Below are 23,713 nucleotides of genomic sequence, written 5' to 3'. Positions count from 1 at the left end.
TTAACTACATGCCACAGTGGCACAGATACCTCGCATAACATGAATATGAAATTAACATCGCTATTAGCAGCGGCGTTTGCCGTCGTAGGGTTTTGCAAGACCGCTTCTGCTGTCACCTATCCTCTGCCCACTGACGGTAGCCGTCTGGTCGGTCAGAATCAGGTTGTGACCATCGAAGAAGGTAACACGCAGCCGCTGGAATATTTTGCTGCTGAATATCAGTTGGGTCTCTCCAACATGATGGAAGCTAACCCTGGCGTCGATCCGTACCTGCCGAAAGGCGGTACTGTGCTGAATATTCCTCAGCAGCTGATCCTGCCCGATACCGTGCATGAAGGTATCATCATCAACAGTGCTGAAATGCGTCTCTACTACTATCCGAAAGGGACCAATACCGTCATCGTTCTGCCAATCGGTATCGGCCAGTTGGGTAAAGACACCCCGATGAACTGGACCACCAAAGTTGAGCGTAAAAAAGCGGGCCCAACCTGGACGCCAACCGCCAAGATGCACGCGGAGTATATTGCCGCTGGCGAGCCGCTGCCGGCTGTTGTTCCGGCTGGCCCGGATAACCCGATGGGTCTGTACGCGCTCTACATTGGCCGCCTTTATGCTATTCACGGCACCAACGCCAACTTTGGTATCGGCCTGCGCGTGAGCCACGGCTGTGTGCGTCTGCGTAATGACGATATCAAATTCCTGTTCGAAAACGTGCCGGTCGGTACCCGCGTACAGTTCATCAACGAACCTGTAAAAGCGACCACCGAGCCAGATGGCAGCCGTTATCTGGAAGTGCATAACCCGCTCTCCACCAGCGAAGATCAGATCGATAACAACGTTACCGTGCCGATCACCCTGAAGAGCAACGTGCAGGCGATCACCAGCCAGGCTGACGTAGATGCCTCCGTTGTTGACCAGGCTATTCAGAACCGCTCCGGTATGCCAGTTCGCCTGAACTGATAAACCAGCGACATAAAAAAGCGGGCCCGGGGCCCGCTTTTTTTTATCCGTTATTCACAATAACAATCCCGCCGTGGTCGTACCGGTAGTGACAGTGGGCGTACTCCAGCGGCGTGCCATCCTCCAGATAGATCACCTGCTCCACCTCCAGCACCGGATCGGACGGCTCGCAGACCAGATGCTGCATATCCAGCGCGCTGGGTTTCAGGGCTCTGACGACCCGATATGACCCCATGATTTTTAGCCCCAGCGTCTCCTGCACGTAGCGGAACACCGAGCTTTCGAGATGGCTTTTGTTCAGCCCCGGCACCCGGTTGAGCGGCATGACGGTAGCGTCCAGCGACATCGGCTCGCCATTAAGCAGGCGCAGGCGGATAAAGTCATACACCGGGGCATCGGCGTTTATCATCAGTGAGGCCTGCTCTTTTTCGTTGGGAAAGCGCAGTTCGAAATGGACGACCTGACTGGAGACCGTACCAAGATGCTCCCAGGTTTTGGTGGCGCCAAAGTAGTCGCTGCCGGAGAGATCCCACTGAGAGAGCTGTAGAAAATTCTTGCGGATAAAAGTGCCTTGCCCCTGCCGGGTATAGACCAGCCCTTCGACAATAAGCTGACGCATTGCCTGCTGGATGGTCATGCGGCTGGAGCTGAACTCCGCGGCCAGCGCAAACTGGTCGGGCAGCGGTTCGTTGGCGGCATACTGCTGACTAATAATGCGTTTTTTAATTTCCCGCGCTATGGTGATGTACTTCGCCGCCATCGCCGTTTCCTTATGTTTAGTTCGCTATCTCACTGTTTTTCAATGCCACTCGCTCGGCAACCTTGAGGAAAGGCAGGTAGAAGAATACACCAAATATGATGATTGCCAACTGTACCACTACCGCTCGCCAGTCGCCGGCCGTGGCCAGCCAGGCGCTGAGTATGGGTGGCGTGGTCCAGGGGATCATGACAACACAGCGCGACATAAATCCCAGCGTGGTGCAGAGCCAGGCAAACCAGATCCCCAGCGCCGGAAGAAGCACAAAGGGAATCATCAGCGGCAGGTTAAAGACAATGGGCAGGCCGAATATCACCGGTTCATTAATGTTAAACAGCCCCGGCGCCAGCGACAGGCGAGCCACCTGTTTCGCCGACTGCTGACGCGAGAAGATAAAGATGGCGATCAGTAGTGAGAGGGTGCTCCCGGTCCCCCCCACCATGCCGAAGGTGGGGACAAAGATACTGTTGATGATATGCGGGATTGGCTGTCCATTGGCGAAGGCCAGCATATTCTCGTTGGTATTAATCAGCAGGAAGGGTTCCAGAATCACACTGTTAACCACTGACTGATGAATGCCAAGCGTAAACAGGAAGTTGCCAAAGCTGTAGATAAAGAGCGTACCCGGCAGGCTGGTGTTGATCAGCCGCAGCGGCTGCTGGATAAAAGTGGTGATCAGGTGAATCAAATCGGTGTGCAGCACGTTTGCCAGCAAGGCCGCAAGCACCGCGAACAGCGAGAGCGTAATGATGGTGGGAATGAGCGCGGTAAAGGATTTGCTCACCGCCGGAGGGACATTATCCCCCAGCGAAATGTGCAGCGCTTTTAGCCGGGAGATGGCGATAAAGATCTCCGCCGAGATTAGCCCAATCAGCACCCCGGCGAAAATGCCCGTCGAGCCGATATTGGCGAAGGTAAGAATCTGCGTAACGCTCACCGCGGTGTCGCTGCCGACGGGGACGATCTGCAGCCGCATCGGCATCATTATGATAAAGCTGCTGACGGCGATGACCACTGCCGAGACCGGATTGTCGAAATTTTTGTTACGCGCCAGCGACCAGGCAATGATCGGGGCCAGCAGGAGCGCCGCGATATTCAGCGTACCGTTAATAATCGCCTCGCCCCAGACCTGATAGTGGGCCAGCGTCTCCCCGGTGAAAATCCACGGGAAGACCACGTTATTGATCAGCACCGCCAGCCCGGCGAGGATAAAGATCGGCATCACCGTGGCAAACGCATCACGCAGAGAGCGCAGGTGCACCTGATTGGCCAGGCGCGCCGAGAACTCCACAAATCTGTCGACAAAGGACTGCATCGCAGGTGTAATTTTTGTATCAGACATACGGATAGTTCCCTTAATCAGTCACAAAAACGGCCCGGCAGCGTACGGCTTACATCTCGCGCCCGTTGCTATGGATAACCTGTTTGAGCCACGCGTAGCTCTTTTTCGGCACGCGCTTAAGGTCTTTCAGGTCATAGTTTTCGCGGTTGACGTACACCACGCCGTAGCGTTTACGCATGTCCCCCTGCGAACTCAGAATGTCGATTAAGCCCCAGCCGAGATAGCCGATCACCTCGGCGCCATCTTCAAACATCGCCGCCTTCATCGCCTCGATATGCTCCCGGTGGTAGTCGATGCGGTAGTCATCCTCAATCGGATTTACGCCATCCCAGGACTCAATCACGCCGATGCCATTTTCAATCGGGAAGACCGGCAGCCGCCAGTCGTTGTAGTAGCGGGTGATAATGGTGCGAAAGCCCAGCGGATCGATCTGCCAGTTCCACTCTGTCGCCTTCAGATAGGGGTTGTTTTTCTCGCCGTGCAGCAAGTAATAGTTAACCGGCGTCTCTTCCGGGATCGCGTCGCTGTCCAGAGTCTTACTGGCGTAATAGCTGAACGCCATATAGTCATTTTTGGTACGTGCCAGCAGGGCCAGATCCTCGGCCCGGTAGATATCTTCAAAACCTTCCTGCGCCACCACCGCCATCACCGCCGGGCTATAGCCCTGACCGGCAAAGACGCGCAGCAGGTTCTGGTTCAGGAATTCGTCATACTGTTGCGCGCAAAAGATATCGCGCGGTTTACAGGTGGCGGGATAGATCAGCTGGTGCGCCAGCATACCGCCCATTAGCTGACCTGGCCGGGACTGATGCAGGTACTCGGTCAGCGTCATATGCGCCACCATGGTGTGATGCTGGAGTGCGTACAGCTCGCGCAGGGTTTTCTCGCCTTTCATATAGCCGGAAATGCGAAACGCCTCGGGCATATGGAAGATGTTCTGCTCGTTGAAGGTCAGCCAGTATTTCACCCGATCGCCGAAGCAGTCGATCATCTTCTTGCCATAACGGATAAAGGCCTCCATCACCCGGCGATCGGTAAATCCGTTGTACTCCTGGGCCAGCGCCAGCGGCATATCGAAGTGGTAGAGACAGACCATCGGCTCAATGCCGCGGGCGATCAGATCGTTGATAAAGCGATCGTAAAAGGCGATCCCCTCGTCGTTGAAATCACCGTCACCCTGCGGGCAGACGCGGCTCCAGGCGATCTGGAAGCGATAGCAGTTCATGCCCAGATCCTGCATCAGGTCGAAGTCTTCCGCGTAGCGATGATACGAGTCGGTGGCGACTTTCCAGTCTGAGGTATTCTCTCCCGCTTCGCGAATATCGTAGACCGACATCCCCTTCCCACCCTCGTTCCACGCCCCTTCGGTCTGCATGCTGGAGACCGAGTTGCCCCATAAAAAATTGGTTGGCAAAGATGCTTTCATGCGCACTCCCTATATGACTAGTCATTTAAATTTCATGACTAGTCATATAGCCAAAGCGGATAAAGCAGGCAAAGATCGGGATCGTTTTTTGTGAGGCGTGTGGAATAAAAAAGGCCGGATCCGCGCTGCGGCTCCGGCCCTGAAAGGAAGTGGAAAATTACTGCTGTGCGAGTTGATTCCGACGATATTCTCCCTGGCGCTCCAGCATCCAGCCGGGGTACTCCCGCGGCAAGACGCTGACGGCATCAAGCTGTTTTAGCTCGTCTTCGCTCAGGCGTATTTCGGTGGCGGCAATGTTGTCATCCAGTTGATCCACCCGCTTCGCCCCAACGATCACGCTGCTGACCACCGGCTGATGCAGCAACCACGCCAGCGCAATCTGCGCCACCGAGACCCCTTTGCTCTCTGCGATAGTGCGCATCACGTCGACGCAATCGAAGGCACGCGCTTTTTCCACCGGCGGGAAGTCAAATTCCAGACGACGGCCGCCGGATTCGCTCTGTCCGTTGCGATCGTATTTCCCGCTGAGCAGGCCGCCCGCCAGCGGGCTCCAGACCATCAAGCCCACCCCTTCGCTTTGCATCATCGGCACCAGTTCGCGCTCCAGATCGCGCCCGGCGATGGTGTAGTAAGCCTGCAGAGAGGCGAACCGCGCCAGACCCAACCGCTCGGAGATACCCAGCGCCTTCATGATCTGCCAGGCCGCCCAGTTAGAGACCCCGATATAACGAACATGGCCGTGCTGCACCAGGTTATCCAGCGCATAAAGAGTCTCTTCAATGGGGGTGGCGGGATCAAAACCGTGCAACTGATAGAGATCGATATGATCGAGCTGCAGCCGGCGCAGACTCTCTTTTACGCTGCTGATGATGTGGTAACGCGAGCTACCGCGTGAGTTCACCCCGCCCGTGCCGGTTTCGCCAAAGACTTTGGTCGCCACCACCACGTTTTCCCGTGGCACCTTCAGGTTTTTTAACGCCTGGCCGGTGATCTCCTCCGAACGCCCTTCCGAGTAGACGTTGGCGGTGTCGATAAAGTTGATACCGGCATCCAGTGCGCGGCCTACCAGCTGCTCCGCGTCGCTCTGCTGGAGCTGGCCAATCTTGCCCCACATGCCGCCTTCGCCGCCGAAGGTCATGGTACCGAGGCAGAGTTCAGAGACGAACAGGCCGGTATTACCGAGTTTTTGATATCGCATTTGAGACTCCTTGTTTGTTGAGTACCCCATAGTTATACCCGGTGCACGCCGACCGCGAATGTGCGGTTCCTGTCCGTTTCTTGCCCAATTCTCGCCATCTTATCCGCGAGGTGCATCGCCAAAGACGCGGTAGTCTGGCATTTGCACCTGCTGATACGGCTCCCAGCCACCGCCCAGCGCCTTGTACAACGCGACCAGGTCAAGGGCGCTCTGCACCTGCGCCTGCGCGCGCTGTTGCTCGGCCTGCGCCAGCTGTCGTTGGGCATCCAGCACGTCGATAAAGGTGGCAATCCCCTGCCGGTAGCTGTCGCTTGCCAGATCAAAGGCGTTTTGCAGCGCATCGATGGTTTTCGCCAGCCCTGCCTCACGCTGTTGATCGGTACGGTAGCTCACCAGCGCATTTTCCACGTCGCCGAGCGCCGTTAGCACCGTCTGACGATAGTCCAGCACCGCAGCGCCCTGCTGTGCGCGCGCCACCTTCACGCTGGAGACCAGCCGACCGCCCTGGAAGATGGGAATGGAGACCTGCGGGCCAAAACTGTAGAAGTGGCTGCTCCAGTCGGTGAGCCAGTTGGTTTCGCTGTTGCGCAGACCAAACTGACCGGAGAGGGTAAAGCTCGGGAACAGCTGCGCCACCGAAACGCCGATCTGCGCCGTGGCGGCGTGGAGATTGGCCTCCGCCTCGCGTACGTCCGGGCGGCGACGTGCCAGCGTGGACGGGATCCCCGTCTGCACAATGTCCGGCAGGGCGGGCATCGGCTGGGTGGACTGCAGCTCCGCATCCAGCGCCCCCGGCGGTTTGCCGAGGAGGATCGCCAGGCCATTCATCGCCTGTCGCGCCTGCGCCTGATATTGCGGAAGCTGCGCTTCAAGCGTACCGAGCTGCGCGCGGGCATTTTCCACGTCCATCTGGGGTGACAACCCGCCGCGCTGGCGGTTGTCGGTGAGATCCAGCGTCTGCCGGGCGCTCTCAATCTGGGTATTGAGGGTGGCGATAATGCTCTGCGCGCCGCGCAGCTGCAGCCACGCCCGCGCCACTTCCGCCTCCAGTGAGACCAGCGCGTCATTACGCTGCTCAATCGCCGCCTGCTGCTGCGCTTCGGCGGCTTCGACCTGACGGCGAACCTTGCCCCACAGGTCGATTTCCCACTGGGCGTCAAAGCTGCCCTGGTAAAGGTTGATCGGCTGGGTCAGCGGGCCTAACGCGCCCCGCAGCTGCGGGTCGACATTATCAAGCTGGTCGTATACCCCGTGCGATTTCAGCTCTCCTTCCAGCCCGAGCTGCTGGCGCGTTGCTTGTAAACTGCCGTTTACCGACGGATAAAACGCCCCGCCCGCCTGGTTGATCTGTTCCCGCGCTCCGGCAATGCGCAACACGGTCTGCTGCAGGGAGAGGTTTCCGGCGATGGCGCGTTCAATCAGGCTATCGAGCTGCGGCGAGTTGAAGGTTTTCCACCAGCGTGGGTTGGTGGCGGCCGAAACGGTTTTCGAATTTACCTCGCCATCCCCCTTGTCGTTCCAGTGGGTGACCGCAGGCGGTGCGGGCTGTTGGTAGTCCGGCCCCACGGCGCAGCCTGCGAGCAACAGCATTATCATCAGAGGGTGTAAACGTCTGTGTATCATCAGTGTGCTCCTGCACTCCCCTCGCTCTTAACCGGCGAGAGCAACAAACAAAACGGGATCAGTAAAAAGGCCACCACGCTCAGAAGGGTGAAGACGTCGATGTAGGCCAAAAAGCGCGACTGCTCGATCATGGTCTGGTACATCCGCCCGGTGGCGATGCCGGTCGGGTCGCCGACCTGGGTAGTGAAATCCTGGATCGCCTGAGCGCTTTCGCGTATCGCCAGCTGGAACTGCTCGTTGAACGGCGAGGCGTGATAGGCCAGATGTGCGCTGTGCGCCTGGGAACGCTCGGTGATCGCCGCCGTCGACAGCGAAATGCCTATCGAGCCTGCGACGTTGCGGAACATGGTAAACAGCGCCGCCGCATCGGCGTTGAGCTGCCGCGGAATCGAGATAAACGCAATGGTCGTGAGCGGTACAAACAGGAACCCGAGTCCGATCGACTGGGCGCTGCGGAACAGTACCAGGGTTTCGAAATCGATATCCGGGGTCAGCGTGCGGGACCAGAAGAACGACACCGCCAGACAGGTAAAGCCGAAGGCGATGATCCAGCGCGTCTGCACCACCGGCATCAGCTTCAGCACCAGCGGTATGGTCAATACGATCAATATTGCCCCAGGCGATAGCACCATGCCCGACCAGGTGGCGGTATAGCCAAGATCCTGCTGGGCCAGCTGCGGAATAACCACCGAGCTGCCGTAGAGGATCATTGCCATCCCCGCCATCAGCAGGCTGGATACGGCAAAGTTTTTGTCCTTCATGCAGTGCAGATCGACCACCGGCTTTTTGGCATACATCAGCCAGTAAATGGCACCGATGATGCCGATAAGCGTCAGCACCGCGAAGGTGCGGATCACGTTTGAATAGAACCAGTCGTCGTCCTCACCCCGGTCGAGCATCACCTGCAGGCAGCCCAGCCCGAGCGCGATCAGGCTGATCCCCGTCCAGTCGACAGAGAGTTTCTCTTTGGATTTGCTCTCCCAGGGCGGATCTTCCAGCAGTTGGTAGATCGCCAGCACCGTGACGATCCCGACCGGAATGTTGATGAAAAAGACCCAGCGCCACGAGTAGTTGTCGGTGATCCAGCCGCCCAGCGTCGGCCCGAGAACCGGGGCGACGATAATGGCGATGGACGAGAGGCCAAAGGCTTTGCCCCTGTCCTCAGGCTTGAAGTAGTCAAGCAGCACCGACTGCTGGGTAGGCTGCAGGCCGCCGCCAAAGAAGCCCTGCATGATGCGGAACAGGATGATCTGCCACAGCTCGGTGGCAATGCCGCAGAGGAATGAGCAGATGGTGAACATCACAATGCAGATTAAGAAAAACTGCTTGCGGCCAAACAGCCGGCTCAGAAAGGCGGAGATGGGCAGGACAATACCGTTTGCCACCAGGTAACTGGTTAACACCCAGGTGGATTCGTCATAGCTGGCCGAGAGCGACCCGGCCACGTGCGGCAGCGCCACGTTGACAATGGTGGTGTCGAGGATCTCCATAAACACCGCCAGGGTGACGACAATCGCCACCGCCCAGGGGTTACTGGCGGGCTTCCAGTTATCGTGACTCTGATCCGTCATTCCACTGTGACCTTCGGTTCAACCGACAGCCCCAGCGGCAGCGGTTTGTTCGGATCCAGCCCCTTATCAATCACAATTTTCACCGGCACGCGCTGCACGATTTTAACAAAGTTGCCGGTGGCGTTTTCTGACGGGAAGGCGGAGAAACGCGAGCCGCTGCCCTGCTGGATACTGTCGATATGGCCTTCAAGCTCCATGTCAGGCCAGGCATCCACGGAGACCTGTACCTTATCGCCCGGCTTCATCCTTTCAAGCTGAGACTCTTTGAAGTTTGCCACCACCCAGACGTTCGGGGAGACCAGCGAGAAGAGCGCCGAGCCTGCCTGCACCAGAGTGCCGGGCTGCACGTTGCGTTTGGTAACAAAGCCATCAAACGGGGCGCGGACTTCGGTGTACGAAAGATTGAGGTTGGCGGTTTCGAGCTGCGCTTTCGCCTGATCCACCTGGCGTTGACGCGCTTCGACGTTGGTCTCCTGCTGGCGGATTTGCAGTTGAACCTGCTCCGCTACCTCAAGCTGCGCCTGGGCGCTGGCCAGGCCCGCCTGCGCGCTACGCAGCTGGGCGTTAGCGGAATCGATACTTTGTTGGGTGGTCGCACGCGGATCGACCCCGCGCTGACGACGATATTCCGCCTGCGCATTGGCGAGATCCGCCTGAGCTTTTAGCACCTGGGCTTTCGCTTCATCACGCTGCGCGGGGTATTGCACCTTTGAGAGCGCCAGCTGCGCCTGGGCCTGATGCAGCTGTGCGGTTGCCAGGCCAAGCTGGGCCTGCGCCTGATCGCGCTGGGCGGTGGTGTCTCTCGGGTCGATCACCACCAGCAGATCGCCCTTTTTCACGCGCTGGTTATCGCGCACGCGCAGTTCGGTGACGTAGCCTGCCGTTTTCGGCGCAATGGTCACCACGTCGCCGTCGGTAAAGGCGTCGTCGGTTGTCTCTTCATTACGGGTTAAAAACCACCACACCAGCGCCACGATAACCATCACCACCACGACAATGCCGAGGATAATTAACGGTTTTTTACCCGGACGCTTACGCTCATTATTGTTTTTTTCCTGCTCGTCAGCAGGGGACTTTTGATCTTCAGCCATAGTTCAGCAACGGTCCTGTCAGTGAGCGGCATCACACTATGCCGTTCAATAAAGCTAGGACGTTGCTATACATTTGCCAGGAAAAACTGACAAATTGCGCATTATATGAGAAGGAATAGTCCGAATCCGACCAGCGATGCCCAGACCAGCATCGGGATTGACCAGAGGTGGAAGCGCCACCAGATACGGCGATCGTTCGCCATCCGCAGGGCAATCAGGTTGGCGAGGGAACCGGGCAGAAGCCCGAAACCCCCGACGTTGACGGCCCAGGCCAGCAGTGCGCTGGGGGGGACATAATTGAGCAGCAGTATGGTCGAGGGTACGTTGCTTATCACCTGTGACAGCCCTATAGCGGTGATCCATAATCCCGTCTGCGACAGATGAGTTACGTTTTGCAGCACACCCTGCAGCGCCGGCACCTGAATCAGCAAATGCACATCAATAAACATCGCCATAAAGACCAGCAGCAGCGTCCAGTCGACGCTTACCAGGACGCGCCTCGCCAGCAGTAAGAAACCGCCGGCTACCAGCAGCGCCCCCCACAGCTCTTGTTTCAGATCGAGCGCCACCAGAAAGACCAGATAGAGTGCCAGGCAGCTCCACGCCAGACGCGGTGACGCCTGCGTGGCCGCCGTGCCGGTATGGTACTGCAGCGGTTTTGCCGGGAATGCAAACCAGCACATCACCCCCAGCGTAACCATCATCACCGCCGCCAGGGGCGCCATCTGCCAGCTAAAAGCGGCAAACGACAGGCCAGAGCGTCCCCATAAGAGAATGTTCTGCGGGTTCCCGATCGGGGTTAACAGTGAACCGGCGTTGACCGCCAGCGCTTCGAAGATGATCAATCGATTGACCGGGATCTCGCAGAGCTTGCGCAGCGTTAGCGTCAGGGGCACCACGATGAACAGCGCCACGTCGTTGGTCAGAAAAGTGGAGAGCAGCGCCGCCGAGAAGACCATAAACAGCGTCAGGCGACGTTCCGTGGCGAAGCGACGAACCATTTTGCGTCCCAGCACGTCAAAAAAGCCGCTCTGCTCTACCCCTTTGGTGAGCATCATCAGCCCGCTCAGGGTAATGATGGTGTGCCAGTCAATAGCGGCAGGCCAGCGCTGGGGGGCGAAAGGAACGCAAAAACTGAGCCCGACGCCAATCAAGACTAACAGATGAAAGAAACGATCGCGGGCCAGCGCCCCCAAGCCTGGAAAGGTCATTCAGAGGCAGGCCCGTATTTGCGGGTAAACTCGCTGAATTGCTGCAGGGTCTCTTCGCTAACGTGGTGTTCCATCCCCTCCGCATCGCGGCGGGCAGTATCGGGGCTGACGCCCAGCACCAGCAGGAAGTTTTCCACAATCTGATGGCGTTCGCGGCTGGCCTGCGCCAGTTTCTCACCTTCAGGGGTTAAGAAAACGCCGCGCCATGGGATCATCTCGATCAACCCCACCGAGGCGAGTCGTTTCAACATTTTTGCCACCGTCGGCTGGGAGACGCCGAGACGTGCGGCCATATCGACCTGGCGTGCTTCGCCCACCTCACGGATCAGATCGGAAATCAGCTCAACATAATCATCAATCAGCTCGCGACGATGCGCTTCGCGAACCTGACGAAATCCTTCAACGTGTTCTTCAACATTTACCAGCTGCGTCTTTTTTCTTGTCGTGGTTTTACCTGCACGATGGGTCATTGTGCTTCCTCAATGGGGGTGACGCTTCCAGCAGCGCAATTCAAGTGCGGCCATTGTAAACCATGCGTGAACAAGCACAAAAAATTAACGTAATAGCCATAGCTATAAAATATAGCCTGTGCTATATCTGTATGTAATGCAGTCACCTTCAGGGATCGAAGGGATCATTCATCAGGAGGTTGAGATGAACGAATTCAAGAGGTGTATACAGGTGTTTAGCCACTCTCCATTCACAGTACGCTTAATGCTGCTGAACATGATTTGCGACATGATTACTGGCAAATCACAGCAGAACGATAAACCTTCCCGCTAGGCAGCGTCGCGGTACGCCGCTTCATTTTTTTGTCACACTTCCTTTGTAGACTGGGCCGTAAGGCAAATTGCCGGATCTTTTTTACGGATTTGTAGCCCTCTTCGCAAAACATCCTCTTTATAGCTGTTGACCTTCATCGCCGCTGGCACTATCTTCTTGCAGCCCTGCACTATTTGCGGCTCGCAGACGCGGACCCCAATTCCCCTTCTCCGCACTCTCAGGCAGGTTTTGACCCTTGGCGCCAGGGTGAGCACATGGCGTTTTCATGATTGTGACCTATGAATTTAACCCTGAAAGAATCACTTGTGACCCGCGGCCGGGCCTTAAGCCCGTGGACGGGATTCTACTTTTTACAATCACTGCTGATTAATTTTGCGCTGGGCTACCCTTTCAGTCTGCTCTACGCGGTGGCCTTTACCTGCGTATTGCTGTTGCTGTGGCGTAGCGCACCGCGCGTGCAGAAAGGACTGCTGGGCATCTGCTCGCTGGTGGGGGCAATGTACTTCCCCTTCTCTCAGGCCTATGGAGCACCCAACTTTAATACCCTGCTGGCGATGCACTCCACCAATATGGAGGAGTCGACAGAGATCCTGACCATCTTCCCCTGGTACAGCTATGTGGTTGGCCTGTTTATCTTTGCGCTGGGCGTCATTGCTGTGCGACGTAAACCCGAAGCCAAAAAAGGGTGGAACCGACTGGACAGCCTCTACCTGGCCGTCAGCCTTGCCGCCTTTTTTGTCGCCCCGGTGCAGAACCTGGCATGGGGTGGCGTCTTCAGGCTGAAAGATAGCGGCTACCCGGTCTTCCGTTTTGTGAAAGACGTGGTGGTGAACAACCAGGAAGTGATCGACGAACAGGCGCGCATGAGCGCGTTGTCGCAGATGAAAGATACCTGGAACGTGACGGCGGTGAAGCCGAAATATCACATCTATATGGTGGTGATAGGCGAAAGCGCTCGCCGCGATGCGCTGGGCGCCTTTGGCGGCCACTGGAACAACACCCCTTTTGCCAGTGCGGTGAATGGCACCCTGTTTACCGATTATATTGCCGCCAGCGGCTCTACGCAGAAGTCACTGGGGCTGACGCTTAATCGGGTAGTGGATAACAAACCCCAGTATCAGGATAACTTCGTCACCCTGGCGAACCGTGCCGGCTTCCAGAGCTGGTGGTTTTCCAATCAGGGCCAGATTGGCGAATATGATACCGCCATCGCCAGTATTGCTAAGCGTGCCGACGAGGTGCAGTTCCTGAAGAGCGGTGATTTTGAAGCCGATAAAAATACCCAGGATGAGGCACTGCTGAAGATGACTGCGCAGGTTTTCAGCACGCATCGTACGCAGCCGCAGCTTATTGTGCTGCATCTGATGGGCTCGCACCCACAGGCCTGCGATCGCACCAAAGGCAAATACGCCGAGTTTGTGCAGTCGAAAGAGACCTCCTGTTACCTCTATACCATGACGCAGACCGACCAGCTGTTAAGTCAGCTGTATAGCCAGTTGCAAAATACGGGCGACAGTTTCTCGATGGTCTATTTTTCCGATCACGGGCTGGCGTTTAAAGAGCGCGGTAAAGCGGTGCAGTATCTGGCCCATGATGACGCCTTCCAGCAAAACTTCCAGGTGCCTTTTATGGTGCTCTCCAGCGACGATAAGAGCCACCGCATCATCAAGGCCCGCCGCTCGGCGAACGATTTCCTGAGCTTCTTCTCTCAGTGGACGGGAATTCAGGCAAAAGAGATCGCCAGTCACTACCGCTTTATCTCCAGCCAAAAGGCACCGCCGGTCTATGTCACGAACTTCAAGTTGCAGAAAGTGGACTATAACCATCTGGGGAGCGACATTTTCGCCACCCAAAGTCGGTAAGGATTGGGTTGTTGAAGACAAAAAAAATCCGCCACAGGGGCGGATTTTTTATTGGCTCACCGGAGTGATTAGAAGCGGTAACCTACGCCCGCGATCCAGGTGCCAACGTCAACGTTACGGATGCGGCTCTGCTCATAGGAGAAGTCCAGCGCAACGTTTTCGATTGGGTTAAACTGCATACCTGCACCGTAGGAGAAACCGTAGTCGCTGGTGTCGTCAGAAGAGCGAACCAGACCGGTGTCGGAAGTCTGCTGGAATTTACCGTAACCCACACCCACTACACCGTAGATGCTTGCCCAGTCGTTCAGACGGAAAGCAGGACCACCGGTGATGCCGTAGTACTGTGCTTTGTTATACACATCACCGGAAGAGCGATCTTTTTCGGTGTAGGTGAAGGAGCCGATCCAACCCAGTGGGTTGTTGTCCTGCTCGTAGCGGTATTTCAGGTTCAGGCCGTTAGTTTTGTTCATAACGCCCTGCATATCGCTCTGAGCGTAACCACCGGAAACGGTAGAAGTTGCCGCTACTGCGGTGCCTGCGGAAACGGCCAGAACGGCTGCCAGTGCTGAAAGACATGCAATTTTTTTCATAACCACCTCAAATGTGCTTCAAGTAAGTCCGTAAGTTTTAAATATATCAAAAATTCTTGTGAAACTCTTTCTGATTAGTGATGTCTAACGGCCCTTTTGGTGTAACTAATTATTTCCATAATCAGTTATCTCTTTCAAATCTCACCGAAAATACATCCCAAAAATGTAATAGTGCGCGTCAGATTCAATACATTCATCCAGACTATTCCTAAACTGCTTGGCAATAAGCCCGGTCTATGAATGCCATTCTACGGATTTCAGGGAACTTTTTTTCAACGAAGTCTCAACCGCGACAGCTTATTTCAATTACACTGCCACCTTTACTTCGTTTGACATAAATTGACAGGAGAAAGGATGCCTGGGTTGCCCCGCAAATCGCCGGTCTGGATGCCGGTTGTCGTTATTCTTATCGCCATGTTGTCTATCCAGAGCGGCGCATCGCTGGCGAAATCTCTTTTTCCCGTGATCGGCGCGCCGGGCGTAACGGCGCTGCGTATTGCGCTTGGCACGCTTATCCTGGTAATTATCTTTAAGCCCTGGCGTCTGCGTTTTGAAAAATCACAGCGCCTGCCGCTGCTCTTTTATGGCCTGTCGCTGGGGGCGATGAATTACCTCTTCTATTTATCAATACAGACCGTCCCGCTGGGAATTGCGGTGGCGCTGGAGTTTACCGGCCCGCTGGCGGTGGCGCTCTTCTCCTCGCGCCGCCCGGTAGACTTTGTCTGGGTGGTGCTGGCGGTATTGGGGCTGTGGTTCCTGCTCCCCCTCGGTCAGGACATTGCGCATGTGGATTTAACCGGTGCCGCGCTGGCGCTTGGCGCGGGTGCCTGCTGGGCTTTATATATCCTTACCGGTCAGCGTGCGGGGGAAGAGCATGGCCCCGCAACGGTGGCGCTGGGATCGCTGATTGCCGCTATCATCTTTGTGCCGCTGGGGATGGCGCAGGCCACCGAGTCGATCTGGCAGTGGTCGATTTTGCCCGTCGGGCTGGCGGTCGCGGTCCTTTCAACAGCGCTCCCCTACTCACTGGAGATGATCGCGCTCACCCGCCTGCCCACGCGCATCTTCGGCACCCTGATGAGCATGGAGCCCGCGCTGGCAGCCATGTCAGGTATGGTGTTTCTCGGCGAAACGCTCACCTTCACCCAGACGCTGGCGCTCTGCTCTATTATTGCCGCGTCGATGGGCTCAACCCTGACGTTGCGGCGCGAAAGCAAGGTCGAAGAGGTAGATATCAACCGCTGACGGGTAATTCTGCATGGCCAATATGCGCCATGCAGAATATAAGCCAGATTGCGCGAAATTAAATATGCCCGCACAAATTGTCATCAATCGGAAATATTCTCTCTCCTCTCTTGCCGATTTTTATAAATAAGAATCTTTTACAACGAAATATTATAAGCCTCTGATTTTCAGGACCTTTAATAAGTCTTAATTATTCTTTCTATTAAACCGATAGGCAGTACCGGGTCGCAGGCTAAAAATGTGGTGCTATACTTATCTCCAGTAATTACCTGGGACACAAACATCAAGAGGATATGAGATTATGAGTACCGCTAAACTGGTTAAAACGAAAGCGTCTAATCTGCTTTATACCCGCAACGATGTATCGGATAGCGATAAGAAAGCAACAATCGAGTTGCTGAATCGCCAGGTGATCCAGTTCATTGACCTGTCGCTGATTACTAAACAGGCCCACTGGAATATGCGCGGCGCCAACTTCATTGCCGTACATGAGATGCTGGATGGCTTCCGTACTTCACTGACTGCACATATGGATACCATGGCTGAGCGTGCCGTTCAGCTGGGTGGCGTGGCGCTGGGCACCACGCAGGTTATCAACAATAAAACTCCGTTGAAAAGCTACCCGCTGGATATTCACAGCGTGCAGGATCATCTGAAAGAGCTGGCAGACCGTTATGCCGTAGTCGCTAACGACGTGCGTAAAGCCATTGGCGAAGCCAAAGATGAAGATACCGCTGACATCTTTACCGCAGCGTCCCGCGATCTGGATCAGTATCTGTGGTTCATCGAAGCTAACATCGAGTAATACCTTGTTTTTCAGCCTTAACCCTCGCTTCGGCGGGGGTTTTGCACATCTATGGTGCAACAAATCGTCTATATGCCAGGCAAAAGTGACAGATTTGTAATAATCACCTCACACAATCGTTAACGCGAGATTGTTTTTTCATCAATATATGCGCTTAATAGCAGGGCTATAGCGATCAAAAATCACCTGCACCAAAACAGTGCTCCATTGTGGTGCAAAGAAAGCGAATTGCACCATAGAATGCGCAAGACTCTGGTGTAGCTCCTTTGTGAAACAACCACTTGCAAAGTTGGCACGATTTTTTCATATAGCCGTTCGTTCTCGCAGGGGATCGCCCCGTGGATATAAAAGGAAATGCTATGAAGTCTGTATTAAAAGTCTCACTGGCTGCACTGACCCTGGCTTTCGCGGTTTCTTCTCAGGCTGCTGATAAAAAACTGATCGTTGCCACCGACACCGCATTTGTTCCGTTCGAATTCAAGCAAGGCGACCAGTACGTTGGTTTTGACGTGGATCTGTGGGCAGCTATCGCTAAAGAGCTGAAACTGGACTACACCCTGAAGCCAATGGATTTCAGCGGCATCGTTCCGGCACTGCAGACCAAAAACGTGGACCTGGCACTGGCCGGTATCACCATTACTGATGCGCGTAAAAAAGCGATCGACTTCTCTGACGGCTACTACAAAAGCGGCCTGCTGGTGATGGTCAAAGCTGATAACAACGATGTGAAAAGCGCTAAAGATCTCGACGGTAAAGTGGTTGCGGTGAAGAGCGGTACCGGTTCTGTTGACTACGCAAAAGCAAACATCAAAACCAAAGACCTGCGTCAGTTCCCGAACATCGATAACGCCTATATGGAATTGGGCACCAACCGCGCTGACGCGGTGCTGCACGATACCCCGAACATCCTTTACTTCATCAAAACCGCAGGCAACGGCAAGTTCAAGGCGGTAGGTGAGTCTCTGGAAGCGCAGGAATACGGTATCGCCTTCCCGAAAGGCAGCGACGATTTGCGTACTAAAGTGAACGGCGCGCTGAAAACCCTGCGTGAGAACGGCACTTATAACGAAATTTATAAAAAATGGTTCGGTACTGAACCAAAATAATAACGCGTTTGCTCTTCTGTGGGGGCGAACTTCGCCCCCTGTTGTCTTCACCACGGTAAAAACAGGAACTAATCATGGAGTTTGACTGGAGCGCCATCTGGCCCGCCATTCCTCTGTTGCTTGAAGGCGCCAAAATGACCCTGTGGATTTCGGTCCTCGGTCTCATTGGCGGGTTGATTATCGGCCTCGTCGCCGGTTTCGCCCGCACCTACGGCGGCTGGATTGCCAACCACATCGCACTGGTTTTCATTGAAATCATTCGTGGCACACCTATCGTTGTACAGGTGATGTTCATCTACTTCGCCCTGCCTATGGCCTTTACTGACCTGCGTATCGATCCGTTCAGCGCGGCCGTGGTCACCATCATGATCAACTCCGGTGCCTACATTGCGGAGATCACCCGTGGGGCAGTGCTGTCGATTCATAAAGGCTTTAGCGAAGCGGGCCTCGCCCTGGGTCTCTCTCGCCGCGAGACCATTCGTCACGTTATTCTGCCGCTGGCGCTGCGCCGTATGCTGCCGCCGCTGGGTAACCAGTGGATCATCAGCATTAAAGATACCTCGCTGTTCATTGTGATCGGCGTGGCCGAACTGACGCGTCAGGGCCAGGAGATCATTGCCGGTAACTTCCGTGCGCTCGAGATCTGGACCGCCGTTGCCGTGGTTTATCTGATTATTACGCTGGCACTGAGCTTTGTTTTACGTCGTCTGGAAAGAAGGATGAAAATCCTGTGATTGAATTCAAAAACGTCTCCAAGCACTTTGGTCAGACCCAGGTGCTGCATAATATCGACCTGAAGATCGAAACGGGCGAAGTGGTCGTGATCATCGGCCCATCGGGTTCCGGTAAATCCACGCTGCTGCGCTGCATTAACAAACTGGAAGAGATCACCAGCGGCGACCTGATTGTCGATGGTCTGAAGGTTAATGACCCGAAAGTCGATGAACGCCTTATCCGCCAGGAAGCGGGGATGGTGTTTCAGCAGTTCTACCTTTTCCCGCATCTGACCGCGCTGGAAAACGTAATGTTTGGCCCGCTGCGCGTGCGCGGTGCCAATAAAGCGGAAGCTGAGAAGCTGGCAAAAGAGCTGCTGGCGAAAGTGGGCCTGGCCGAACGTGGTCACCACTATCCTTCTGAACTTTCCGGTGGTCAGCAGCAGCGTGTGGCGATTGCCCGCGCGCTGGCGGTGAAGCCGAAGATGATGCTGTTTGATGAGCCTACTTCTGCGCTTGACCCGGAACTGCGCCATGAAGTCCTGAAGGTGATGCAGGACCTGGCGGAAGAAGGGATGACGATGGTGATTGTGACCCACGAAATCGGCTTTGCCGAGAAAGTCGCTTCACGTCTGATCTTTATCGATAAAGGGCGTATTGCTGAAGATGGCAACCCGCAGACCTTGATCGAGAATCCGCCAAGCCAGCGTCTGCAGGAGTTCCTGCAGCACGTCTCCTGACGGTGCTTTGTTAATACGCTAAGCCGGGTTCGCCCGGCTTTTTTACGCCGGAATGTTCTCAAAACCATTTCTCCCTCCCCCGCCATCTATACTTATCTTTTTGCTGAATATTGTCATCGGAGGACGCCGTGCCGTGGATCCTGTTGCTGCTTGTTAGCCTGCTGTGTGCCCCTGCGCAGGCGATTACTATTCCGGGCGTCACCACGGGGACGACCCCGGCAGCAGAGGGGGCAGCCCCGGCAGAGCCCGACGTTGAACAGAAGAAAGCGGCTTACTCCGCTCTGGCGGATGTCCTTGAAAATGACGCGTCACGTCAGGAGTTGATCGGGCAGTTGCGTACCGCGGCCGCCACGCCGCCGCAGGAGACGGCGCCCAAAATCACGCCGCCGGCCATCGAAGAAGAGAAAACGGTGCTGGAGAATGTCACGGATGTTGGGCGTCACTATGGCGAAGCGCTGGCAACCCGCTTTGCGCAACTCTACCGCAACCTGATTGGCTCCCCACACAAAGCGTTTAATCCGGATACCTTTCTCAATGCCGCCAGCCATTTCCTGATCCTCGCCGGGCTGGTCTTTGCGTTCTACTGGCTGGTGCGCCTTTGCGCCTGGCCGCTGTACCGTAAAATGGGCGCGTGGGGACGAAAGAAAAACCGCGAGAAGAGTAGCTGGCTACATCTGCCGCTGATGATTACCACCGCCTTTATTATCGACTTGCTGCTGCTGGTACTCACCCTTTTCGTCGGCCAGTTGCTCAGTGATAACCTGCATGCCGGCAACAAAACCATCGCCTTCCAGCAGGGGTTGTTCCTTAACGCTTTCGCGCTGATCGAATTCTTTAAAGCTATTCTACGGCTAATATTTTGCCCTCACGTTCCGGAGCTACGTCCGTTCAACATCGACGATCGGACCGCAAAATACTGGTCGCTGCGCCTGAGTACCCTGAGCGGACTCATTGGTTATGGCCTGCTGGTGGCGGTGCCCATTATCTCCAACCAGGTCAATGTGCAGATCGGTGCGCTGGCTAACGTGCTGATTATGCTCTGCATCACCGTCTGGGCGCTCTATCTTATCTTTCATAATAAGCGGGCCATTACCGAGGGACTGCTGCACCTGGCTGACCGCTCCTTATCCTTCTTCAGTCTATTTATTCGCGCGTTTGCGCTGGTGTGGCACTGGCTGGCTTGCGCCTACTTTATTGTGCTCTGCTTCTTCTCGCTGTTCGATCCCGGCAACAGCCTGAAGTTTATGATGGGTGCCACCTTCCAGAGCCTGGCGATTATCGGGATTGCGGCCTTTATCTCTGGCCTGCTTTCACGCTGGCTGGCCAAAACCATCACCCTGTCGCCGCAGGTGCAGCGCAACTACCCGGAATTGCAAAAACGGCTTAACGGCTGGATTTCCGCCTCACTGAAGGTGGCCAGGATCCTCTGCGTGGCGGTGGCGATTATGCTGCTACTCAATGCCTGGAGCTTGTTTGATTTCTGGAACTGGCTGCACAACGGCGCGGGGGAAAAAGCGGTGGATATCGTGATCCGCATTGCACTGATCCTCTTCTTCTCTGCCGTCGGCTGGACGCTGCTCGCCAGCCTGATTGAAAACCGGCTGGTGTCAGATATTCATGGCCGTCCGCTGCCCAGCGCCCGCGCCCGCACGTTGCTGACGCTGTTCCGCAACGCGCTGGCGGTGATCATCAGTACTATCACTATCATGATTGTGCTCTCAGAAATCGGCGTGAATATCGCTCCTCTGCTGGCCGGTGCCGGGGCGCTGGGGCTGGCGATTTCGTTCGGCTCCCAGACGCTGGTCAAAGACATTATCACCGGGATCTTTATCCAGTTTGAAAACGGGATGAACACCGGCGATCTGGTGACGATTGGGCCGTTAACCGGCACGGTAGAGCGGATGTCGATTCGCTCTGTGGGGGTGCGGCAAGATACCGGGGCGTATCACATTATCCCCTGGTCTTCGATTACCACCTTCGCCAACTTTGTTCGCGGTATCGGTTCGGTGGTCGCCAATTACGATGTGGATCGCCATGAAGATGCGGAGAAGGCCAAAGGGGCGTTAAAGGCGGCGGTAGACGAACTCATGGAGCAGGAGGATATTCGGGGCCTGATTATCGGCGAGCCGTCGTTCGCCGGGATTGTAGGGCTGACGAATACCGCCTTTACGCTGCGCGTCTCCTTCACTACCCAGCCGCTGAAGCAGTGGACGGTGCGTTTCGCTCTCGACAGCATGGTGAAGAAGCACTTCGATCTGGCCGACGTCCGGATGCCGGTTCAAACCTATCAGGTGTTGCCGTCGCCGGCCTCCCCTGCTCCCCCCACGCTGCCGCCACAGACGCCGACGCTTTAACGGCTACGTTTGTTATCGTCGAGGAAGGACCAGGCGATGAAGCGACTTTGCTTCTGACCCTGGGCCATCTCTTTTTTCACCACTTTTACCGCACCGACCGCCGTCAGCGCACGGTAGAGCGGCGGCAGATTTTCACCGCGCGACACCAGGGTGGTAAACCACTTAACCTGTCTTGCGTACTGCGCACTCTCGGCGATCATCTTACTGATAAACGCGACCTCGCCCCCTTCACACCAGAGCTCTTGCTGCTGGCCGCCAAAGTTCAGCGCCCCATCCGCCGCCTGGCCGAGATTACGACGCTTGCGCTCGCTGCCCGCGCGTGCCGCTTCGGCGGAGTCATGGAATGGGGGATTGCAGAGGGTGGCATCGTAGTGCTCATTCTTATGAATGATGCCCGCGAAGATCGCCGTGGCCTCTTTTTGGCGACGCAGACGGATGGCGCGGCTCAGGCCCGGATTGTGGTTAATGATCGCCGTGGCGCTGGCAAAGGCTTGCGGGTCAATCTCGCTGCCGGTGAAACGCCAGCCGTATTCATGGACGCCAATCAGCGGGTAGATAAGGTTCGAGCCGGTACCGACATCCAGCACCGTGGCCTCTGCAGGTACCACGCCGCCGCGATCCGCCGCCAGCAGATCTGCCAGATGGTGAATATAGTCCGCGCGCCCAGGTACGGGTGGGCAAAGATAGCCCTCCGGAATATCCCACTGCGCGACGCCGTAAAAATGGGCCAGCAGCGCTTTATTTAACGTCTTTACCGCCTGCGGATCGGCGAAGTTCACCGTTGGCTCGCCCGCAGGTGACGAGATAATAAAATCGCGCAGCGCCGGACAGCTCTGGCAAAGGGCATTCATGTCGTAACGGCTGTGATGGCGGTTGCGTGGGTGCAACCCCGGCTTCTGGGATGTCATGGCGTTCTCCTTCAAAACAGCGGCGTAAGATACTCTTTGCTGGCACAAGGGTAAATCATTCTCTACGCATGAGAACAAAGCGTCAAAAATCAAATGCCTGGATGTCTATGATTTGTCATTGAATTGTCAAAAAATATCGTTCAAAAAATAAGCATATCTCCATCAATTTTTTGCGCTGAATCACACGCATTGCCGTCCTACACTTACCTTGACTCATCTGAAGTGATAAGAGGTGTGACCATGAAAAAATATCTCGTAATGCTCGCCGCCGGTACGCTGGCAGGCGCATCATTCGCCGCCCTGGCGGCAGAACCGCTTATGCGTGGCGATGCGAATAATCAACTCCGTCCCGCCGGCACTGTCTCCGTTTCCGGGGCTACCAACCTCGACGACCTGCAGAGTAAACTGGCGGAAAAAGCCCGTGAACAGGGTGCGACAGGATTCACCGTGGAATCGGCCAGCGGTGATAATAAAATGTTCGGGACTGCCACTATTTACAAGTAAGTTTCCGGCCATTGAGGCTGCATCTTTAGGTGTAATGCTGATCGGTTAAGCGTGGTGTAATCGTGCTCGATTGATCGGCATGACATCTTAGGGCGCAGTATTTTTATTCTCGCTCTGCCAGAGGTTTCTCCGTCTGGCGATATAAAGCCTGAATACGGCAAACTTGCGATGGGCTATAGCCGGTCGCCTGCGCAGTCTCCTGAATACTCATCTTTTTCACCTGCCGACAGTACAACACCTTTTTATGCCGCTCGCGATCCGGCGGCTTCCCTTTGAACTTACCCAGACGTTGCGCCCGGGCAATTCCCTCCTGTTGCCGAACGCGCTGATGCTGCAGTGCCTGTTGGGCAAGAGCGGCCAGGGTGTCCAGTAAGGTGTGATTAATCGCCACCGCTACCGCCGGATCTGAAGGGCCGCTCATCATCTGCCAGGTCGCCGGGAGATCCAGGCTCAGGATCCGTAGCCCGTGCTGCGTCACCTGGTTGGTCAAACGGCTCCAGTCGTGGCTCGTCAGGCGGATTAAGCGATCAATACGATCGATAAGCAGGATGTCCCCCGGCAAGCTTTCTGCCAGCAGACGCGCGAACTCGGGGCGGTCAGACGTGAGGGAAGCGAAATTTTCCCGATAGTAGCTGGCAATACGATGACCCCGGGCCTGGACAAAGCCGTCCAGTACCTCTTTCACCCGATCGGCCCAGGGATCCTCTGCAGACGCTTGTAAATAAGCTCTGATGAACATATCGCCCCCGCTATCGCATTAACGTTGTCGCACAGCTGATCTCGCATTCGGGTTATCGCATTACCCTTATTTGCCCCTATTGCTCATCGCATTAGACCAGACTCAAAAGCGAGAGGCGCTGCGCCAGAGGCAGCCTAAGCTGGCTTGCTGTCCTGAATTATAATTTATCGCCGAAAACAGGTACG

22 protein-coding genes are annotated in these 23,713 nt (G+C 55.7%); 10 read left to right on the top strand and 12 right to left on the bottom strand.

Going from position 1 to position 23,713, the window contains the following annotated elements:
* Positions 1-39 precede the first annotated feature (39 nt).
* Entirely contained in the window at positions 40-960 is a 921-nt protein-coding gene (gene ldtB / locus JZ655_RS06405; protein WP_040076439.1) for a L,D-transpeptidase, read from the top strand.
* Between the two features lie 43 nt (positions 961-1,003).
* Here ldtB and JZ655_RS06400 read toward each other — a convergent pair whose 3' ends face one another.
* From JZ655_RS06400 to mntR, 9 genes are all read right to left on the bottom strand, one after another.
* Positions 1,004-1,720 (bottom strand): GntR family transcriptional regulator, encoded by a 717-nt coding sequence (locus JZ655_RS06400; protein ID WP_207293295.1) that lies wholly within the window; start codon positions 1,718-1,720, stop codon positions 1,004-1,006.
* A gap of 16 nt (positions 1,721-1,736) precedes the next feature.
* Entirely contained in the window at positions 1,737-3,059 is a 1,323-nt protein-coding gene (locus JZ655_RS06395; RefSeq protein ID WP_040076441.1) for a PTS sugar transporter subunit IIC, read from the bottom strand.
* 49 nt (positions 3,060-3,108) lie between these two features.
* On the bottom strand, positions 3,109-4,485 hold the full coding sequence (locus JZ655_RS06390; RefSeq protein WP_207293294.1) for a glycoside hydrolase family 1 protein: 1,377 nt from the start codon (positions 4,483-4,485) through the stop codon (positions 3,109-3,111).
* Positions 4,486-4,642: 157 nt separating this feature from the next.
* Positions 4,643-5,683, bottom strand: coding sequence for an aldo/keto reductase (locus JZ655_RS06385; RefSeq protein WP_040076443.1), 1,041 nt, complete (start codon positions 5,681-5,683; stop codon positions 4,643-4,645).
* Between the two features lie 99 nt (positions 5,684-5,782).
* Positions 5,783-7,306: an efflux transporter outer membrane subunit gene (locus JZ655_RS06380; protein WP_207293293.1), complete on the bottom strand. Its 1,524-nt coding sequence runs from the start codon at positions 7,304-7,306 to the stop codon at positions 5,783-5,785.
* Positions 7,306-8,877 carry a DHA2 family efflux MFS transporter permease subunit gene (locus JZ655_RS06375; RefSeq protein ID WP_207293292.1) on the bottom strand — a complete coding sequence of 524 codons (1,572 nt, stop codon included), beginning with the start codon at positions 8,875-8,877 and terminating at the stop codon, positions 7,306-7,308. Before JZ655_RS06375 ends, JZ655_RS06380 begins: the two co-directional genes overlap by 1 nt.
* Positions 8,874-9,968, bottom strand: a complete 1,095-nt coding sequence (locus JZ655_RS06370; protein WP_046886917.1) for an HlyD family secretion protein — start codon at positions 9,966-9,968, stop codon at positions 8,874-8,876. The genes JZ655_RS06375 and JZ655_RS06370 overlap by 4 nt, the downstream gene beginning before the upstream one ends.
* 101 nt (positions 9,969-10,069) lie before the next feature.
* Positions 10,070-11,179: an anion transporter gene (locus tag JZ655_RS06365; protein ID WP_207293291.1), complete on the bottom strand. Its 1,110-nt coding sequence runs from the start codon at positions 11,177-11,179 to the stop codon at positions 10,070-10,072.
* Positions 11,176-11,649, bottom strand: a complete 474-nt coding sequence (gene mntR / locus JZ655_RS06360) for a manganese-binding transcriptional regulator MntR (RefSeq protein ID WP_040076448.1) — start codon at positions 11,647-11,649, stop codon at positions 11,176-11,178. Before mntR ends, JZ655_RS06365 begins: the two co-directional genes overlap by 4 nt.
* Positions 11,650-11,833: 184 nt before the next feature.
* On the opposite strand from mntR, the gene mntS reads away from it, so the two are divergent.
* Both mntS and JZ655_RS06350 read left to right on the top strand, forming a co-directional pair.
* A complete protein-coding gene (gene mntS, locus JZ655_RS06355) occupies positions 11,834-11,962 on the top strand; it encodes a manganase accumulation protein MntS (protein WP_046886919.1) in 129 nt (42 codons plus the stop codon).
* A gap of 278 nt (positions 11,963-12,240) precedes the next feature.
* Positions 12,241-13,824 (top strand): phosphoethanolamine transferase, encoded by a 1,584-nt coding sequence (locus tag JZ655_RS06350; RefSeq protein ID WP_207293290.1) that lies wholly within the window; start codon positions 12,241-12,243, stop codon positions 13,822-13,824.
* A 68-nt stretch (positions 13,825-13,892) separates the two neighbouring features.
* Here JZ655_RS06350 and ompX read toward each other — a convergent pair whose 3' ends face one another.
* On the bottom strand, positions 13,893-14,414 hold the full coding sequence (gene ompX, locus JZ655_RS06345) for an outer membrane protein OmpX (RefSeq protein ID WP_207293289.1): 522 nt from the start codon (positions 14,412-14,414) through the stop codon (positions 13,893-13,895).
* Between the two features lie 354 nt (positions 14,415-14,768).
* On the opposite strand from ompX, the gene rhtA reads away from it, so the two are divergent.
* The 6 genes from rhtA (at position 14,769) to ybiO (ending at position 21,377) form a co-directional block, all read left to right on the top strand.
* Positions 14,769-15,659, top strand: coding sequence for a threonine/homoserine exporter RhtA (gene rhtA, locus JZ655_RS06340; RefSeq protein ID WP_046886922.1), 891 nt, complete (start codon positions 14,769-14,771; stop codon positions 15,657-15,659).
* 301 nt (positions 15,660-15,960) lie between these two features.
* Positions 15,961-16,464, top strand: a complete 504-nt coding sequence (gene dps, locus JZ655_RS06335) for a DNA starvation/stationary phase protection protein Dps (protein ID WP_040076453.1) — start codon at positions 15,961-15,963, stop codon at positions 16,462-16,464.
* Between the two features lie 359 nt (positions 16,465-16,823).
* Positions 16,824-17,570, top strand: a complete 747-nt coding sequence (gene glnH, locus JZ655_RS06330; RefSeq protein WP_040076454.1) for a glutamine ABC transporter substrate-binding protein GlnH — start codon at positions 16,824-16,826, stop codon at positions 17,568-17,570.
* Positions 17,571-17,644: 74 nt separating this feature from the next.
* On the top strand, positions 17,645-18,304 hold the full coding sequence (gene glnP, locus JZ655_RS06325) for a glutamine ABC transporter permease GlnP (protein WP_040076455.1): 660 nt from the start codon (positions 17,645-17,647) through the stop codon (positions 18,302-18,304).
* A complete protein-coding gene (gene glnQ / locus JZ655_RS06320; protein WP_040076456.1) occupies positions 18,301-19,023 on the top strand; it encodes a glutamine ABC transporter ATP-binding protein GlnQ in 723 nt (240 codons plus the stop codon). The genes glnP and glnQ overlap by 4 nt, the downstream gene beginning before the upstream one ends.
* Positions 19,024-19,151: 128 nt before the next feature.
* A complete protein-coding gene (gene ybiO / locus JZ655_RS06315) occupies positions 19,152-21,377 on the top strand; it encodes a mechanosensitive channel protein (RefSeq protein ID WP_207293288.1) in 2,226 nt (741 codons plus the stop codon).
* Here ybiO and rlmF read toward each other — a convergent pair.
* Positions 21,374-22,285, bottom strand: a complete 912-nt coding sequence (gene rlmF, locus JZ655_RS06310) for a 23S rRNA (adenine(1618)-N(6))-methyltransferase RlmF (protein WP_040076458.1) — start codon at positions 22,283-22,285, stop codon at positions 21,374-21,376. The genes ybiO and rlmF overlap by 4 nt on opposite strands.
* 240 nt (positions 22,286-22,525) lie before the next feature.
* On the opposite strand from rlmF, the gene mcbA reads away from it, so the two are divergent.
* Positions 22,526-22,789, top strand: a complete 264-nt coding sequence (mcbA, locus tag JZ655_RS06305) for a DUF1471 family periplasmic protein McbA (protein WP_040076459.1) — start codon at positions 22,526-22,528, stop codon at positions 22,787-22,789.
* A gap of 103 nt (positions 22,790-22,892) precedes the next feature.
* Here the strand turns inward: mcbA and JZ655_RS06300 are convergent, their stop codons facing one another.
* Positions 22,893-23,528 carry a recombinase family protein gene (locus tag JZ655_RS06300; RefSeq protein WP_207293287.1) on the bottom strand — a complete coding sequence of 212 codons (636 nt, stop codon included), beginning with the start codon at positions 23,526-23,528 and terminating at the stop codon, positions 22,893-22,895.
* Positions 23,529-23,713 lie beyond the last annotated feature (185 nt).

The sequence above is a fragment of the Leclercia pneumoniae genome, from assembly GCF_017348915.1.
Lineage (GTDB): Bacteria > Pseudomonadota > Gammaproteobacteria > Enterobacterales > Enterobacteriaceae > Enterobacter > Enterobacter pneumoniae.
The sequence above is the reverse complement of the archived record's forward strand: the minus strand, read 5'-3'. Positions and strand labels throughout refer to the sequence as shown.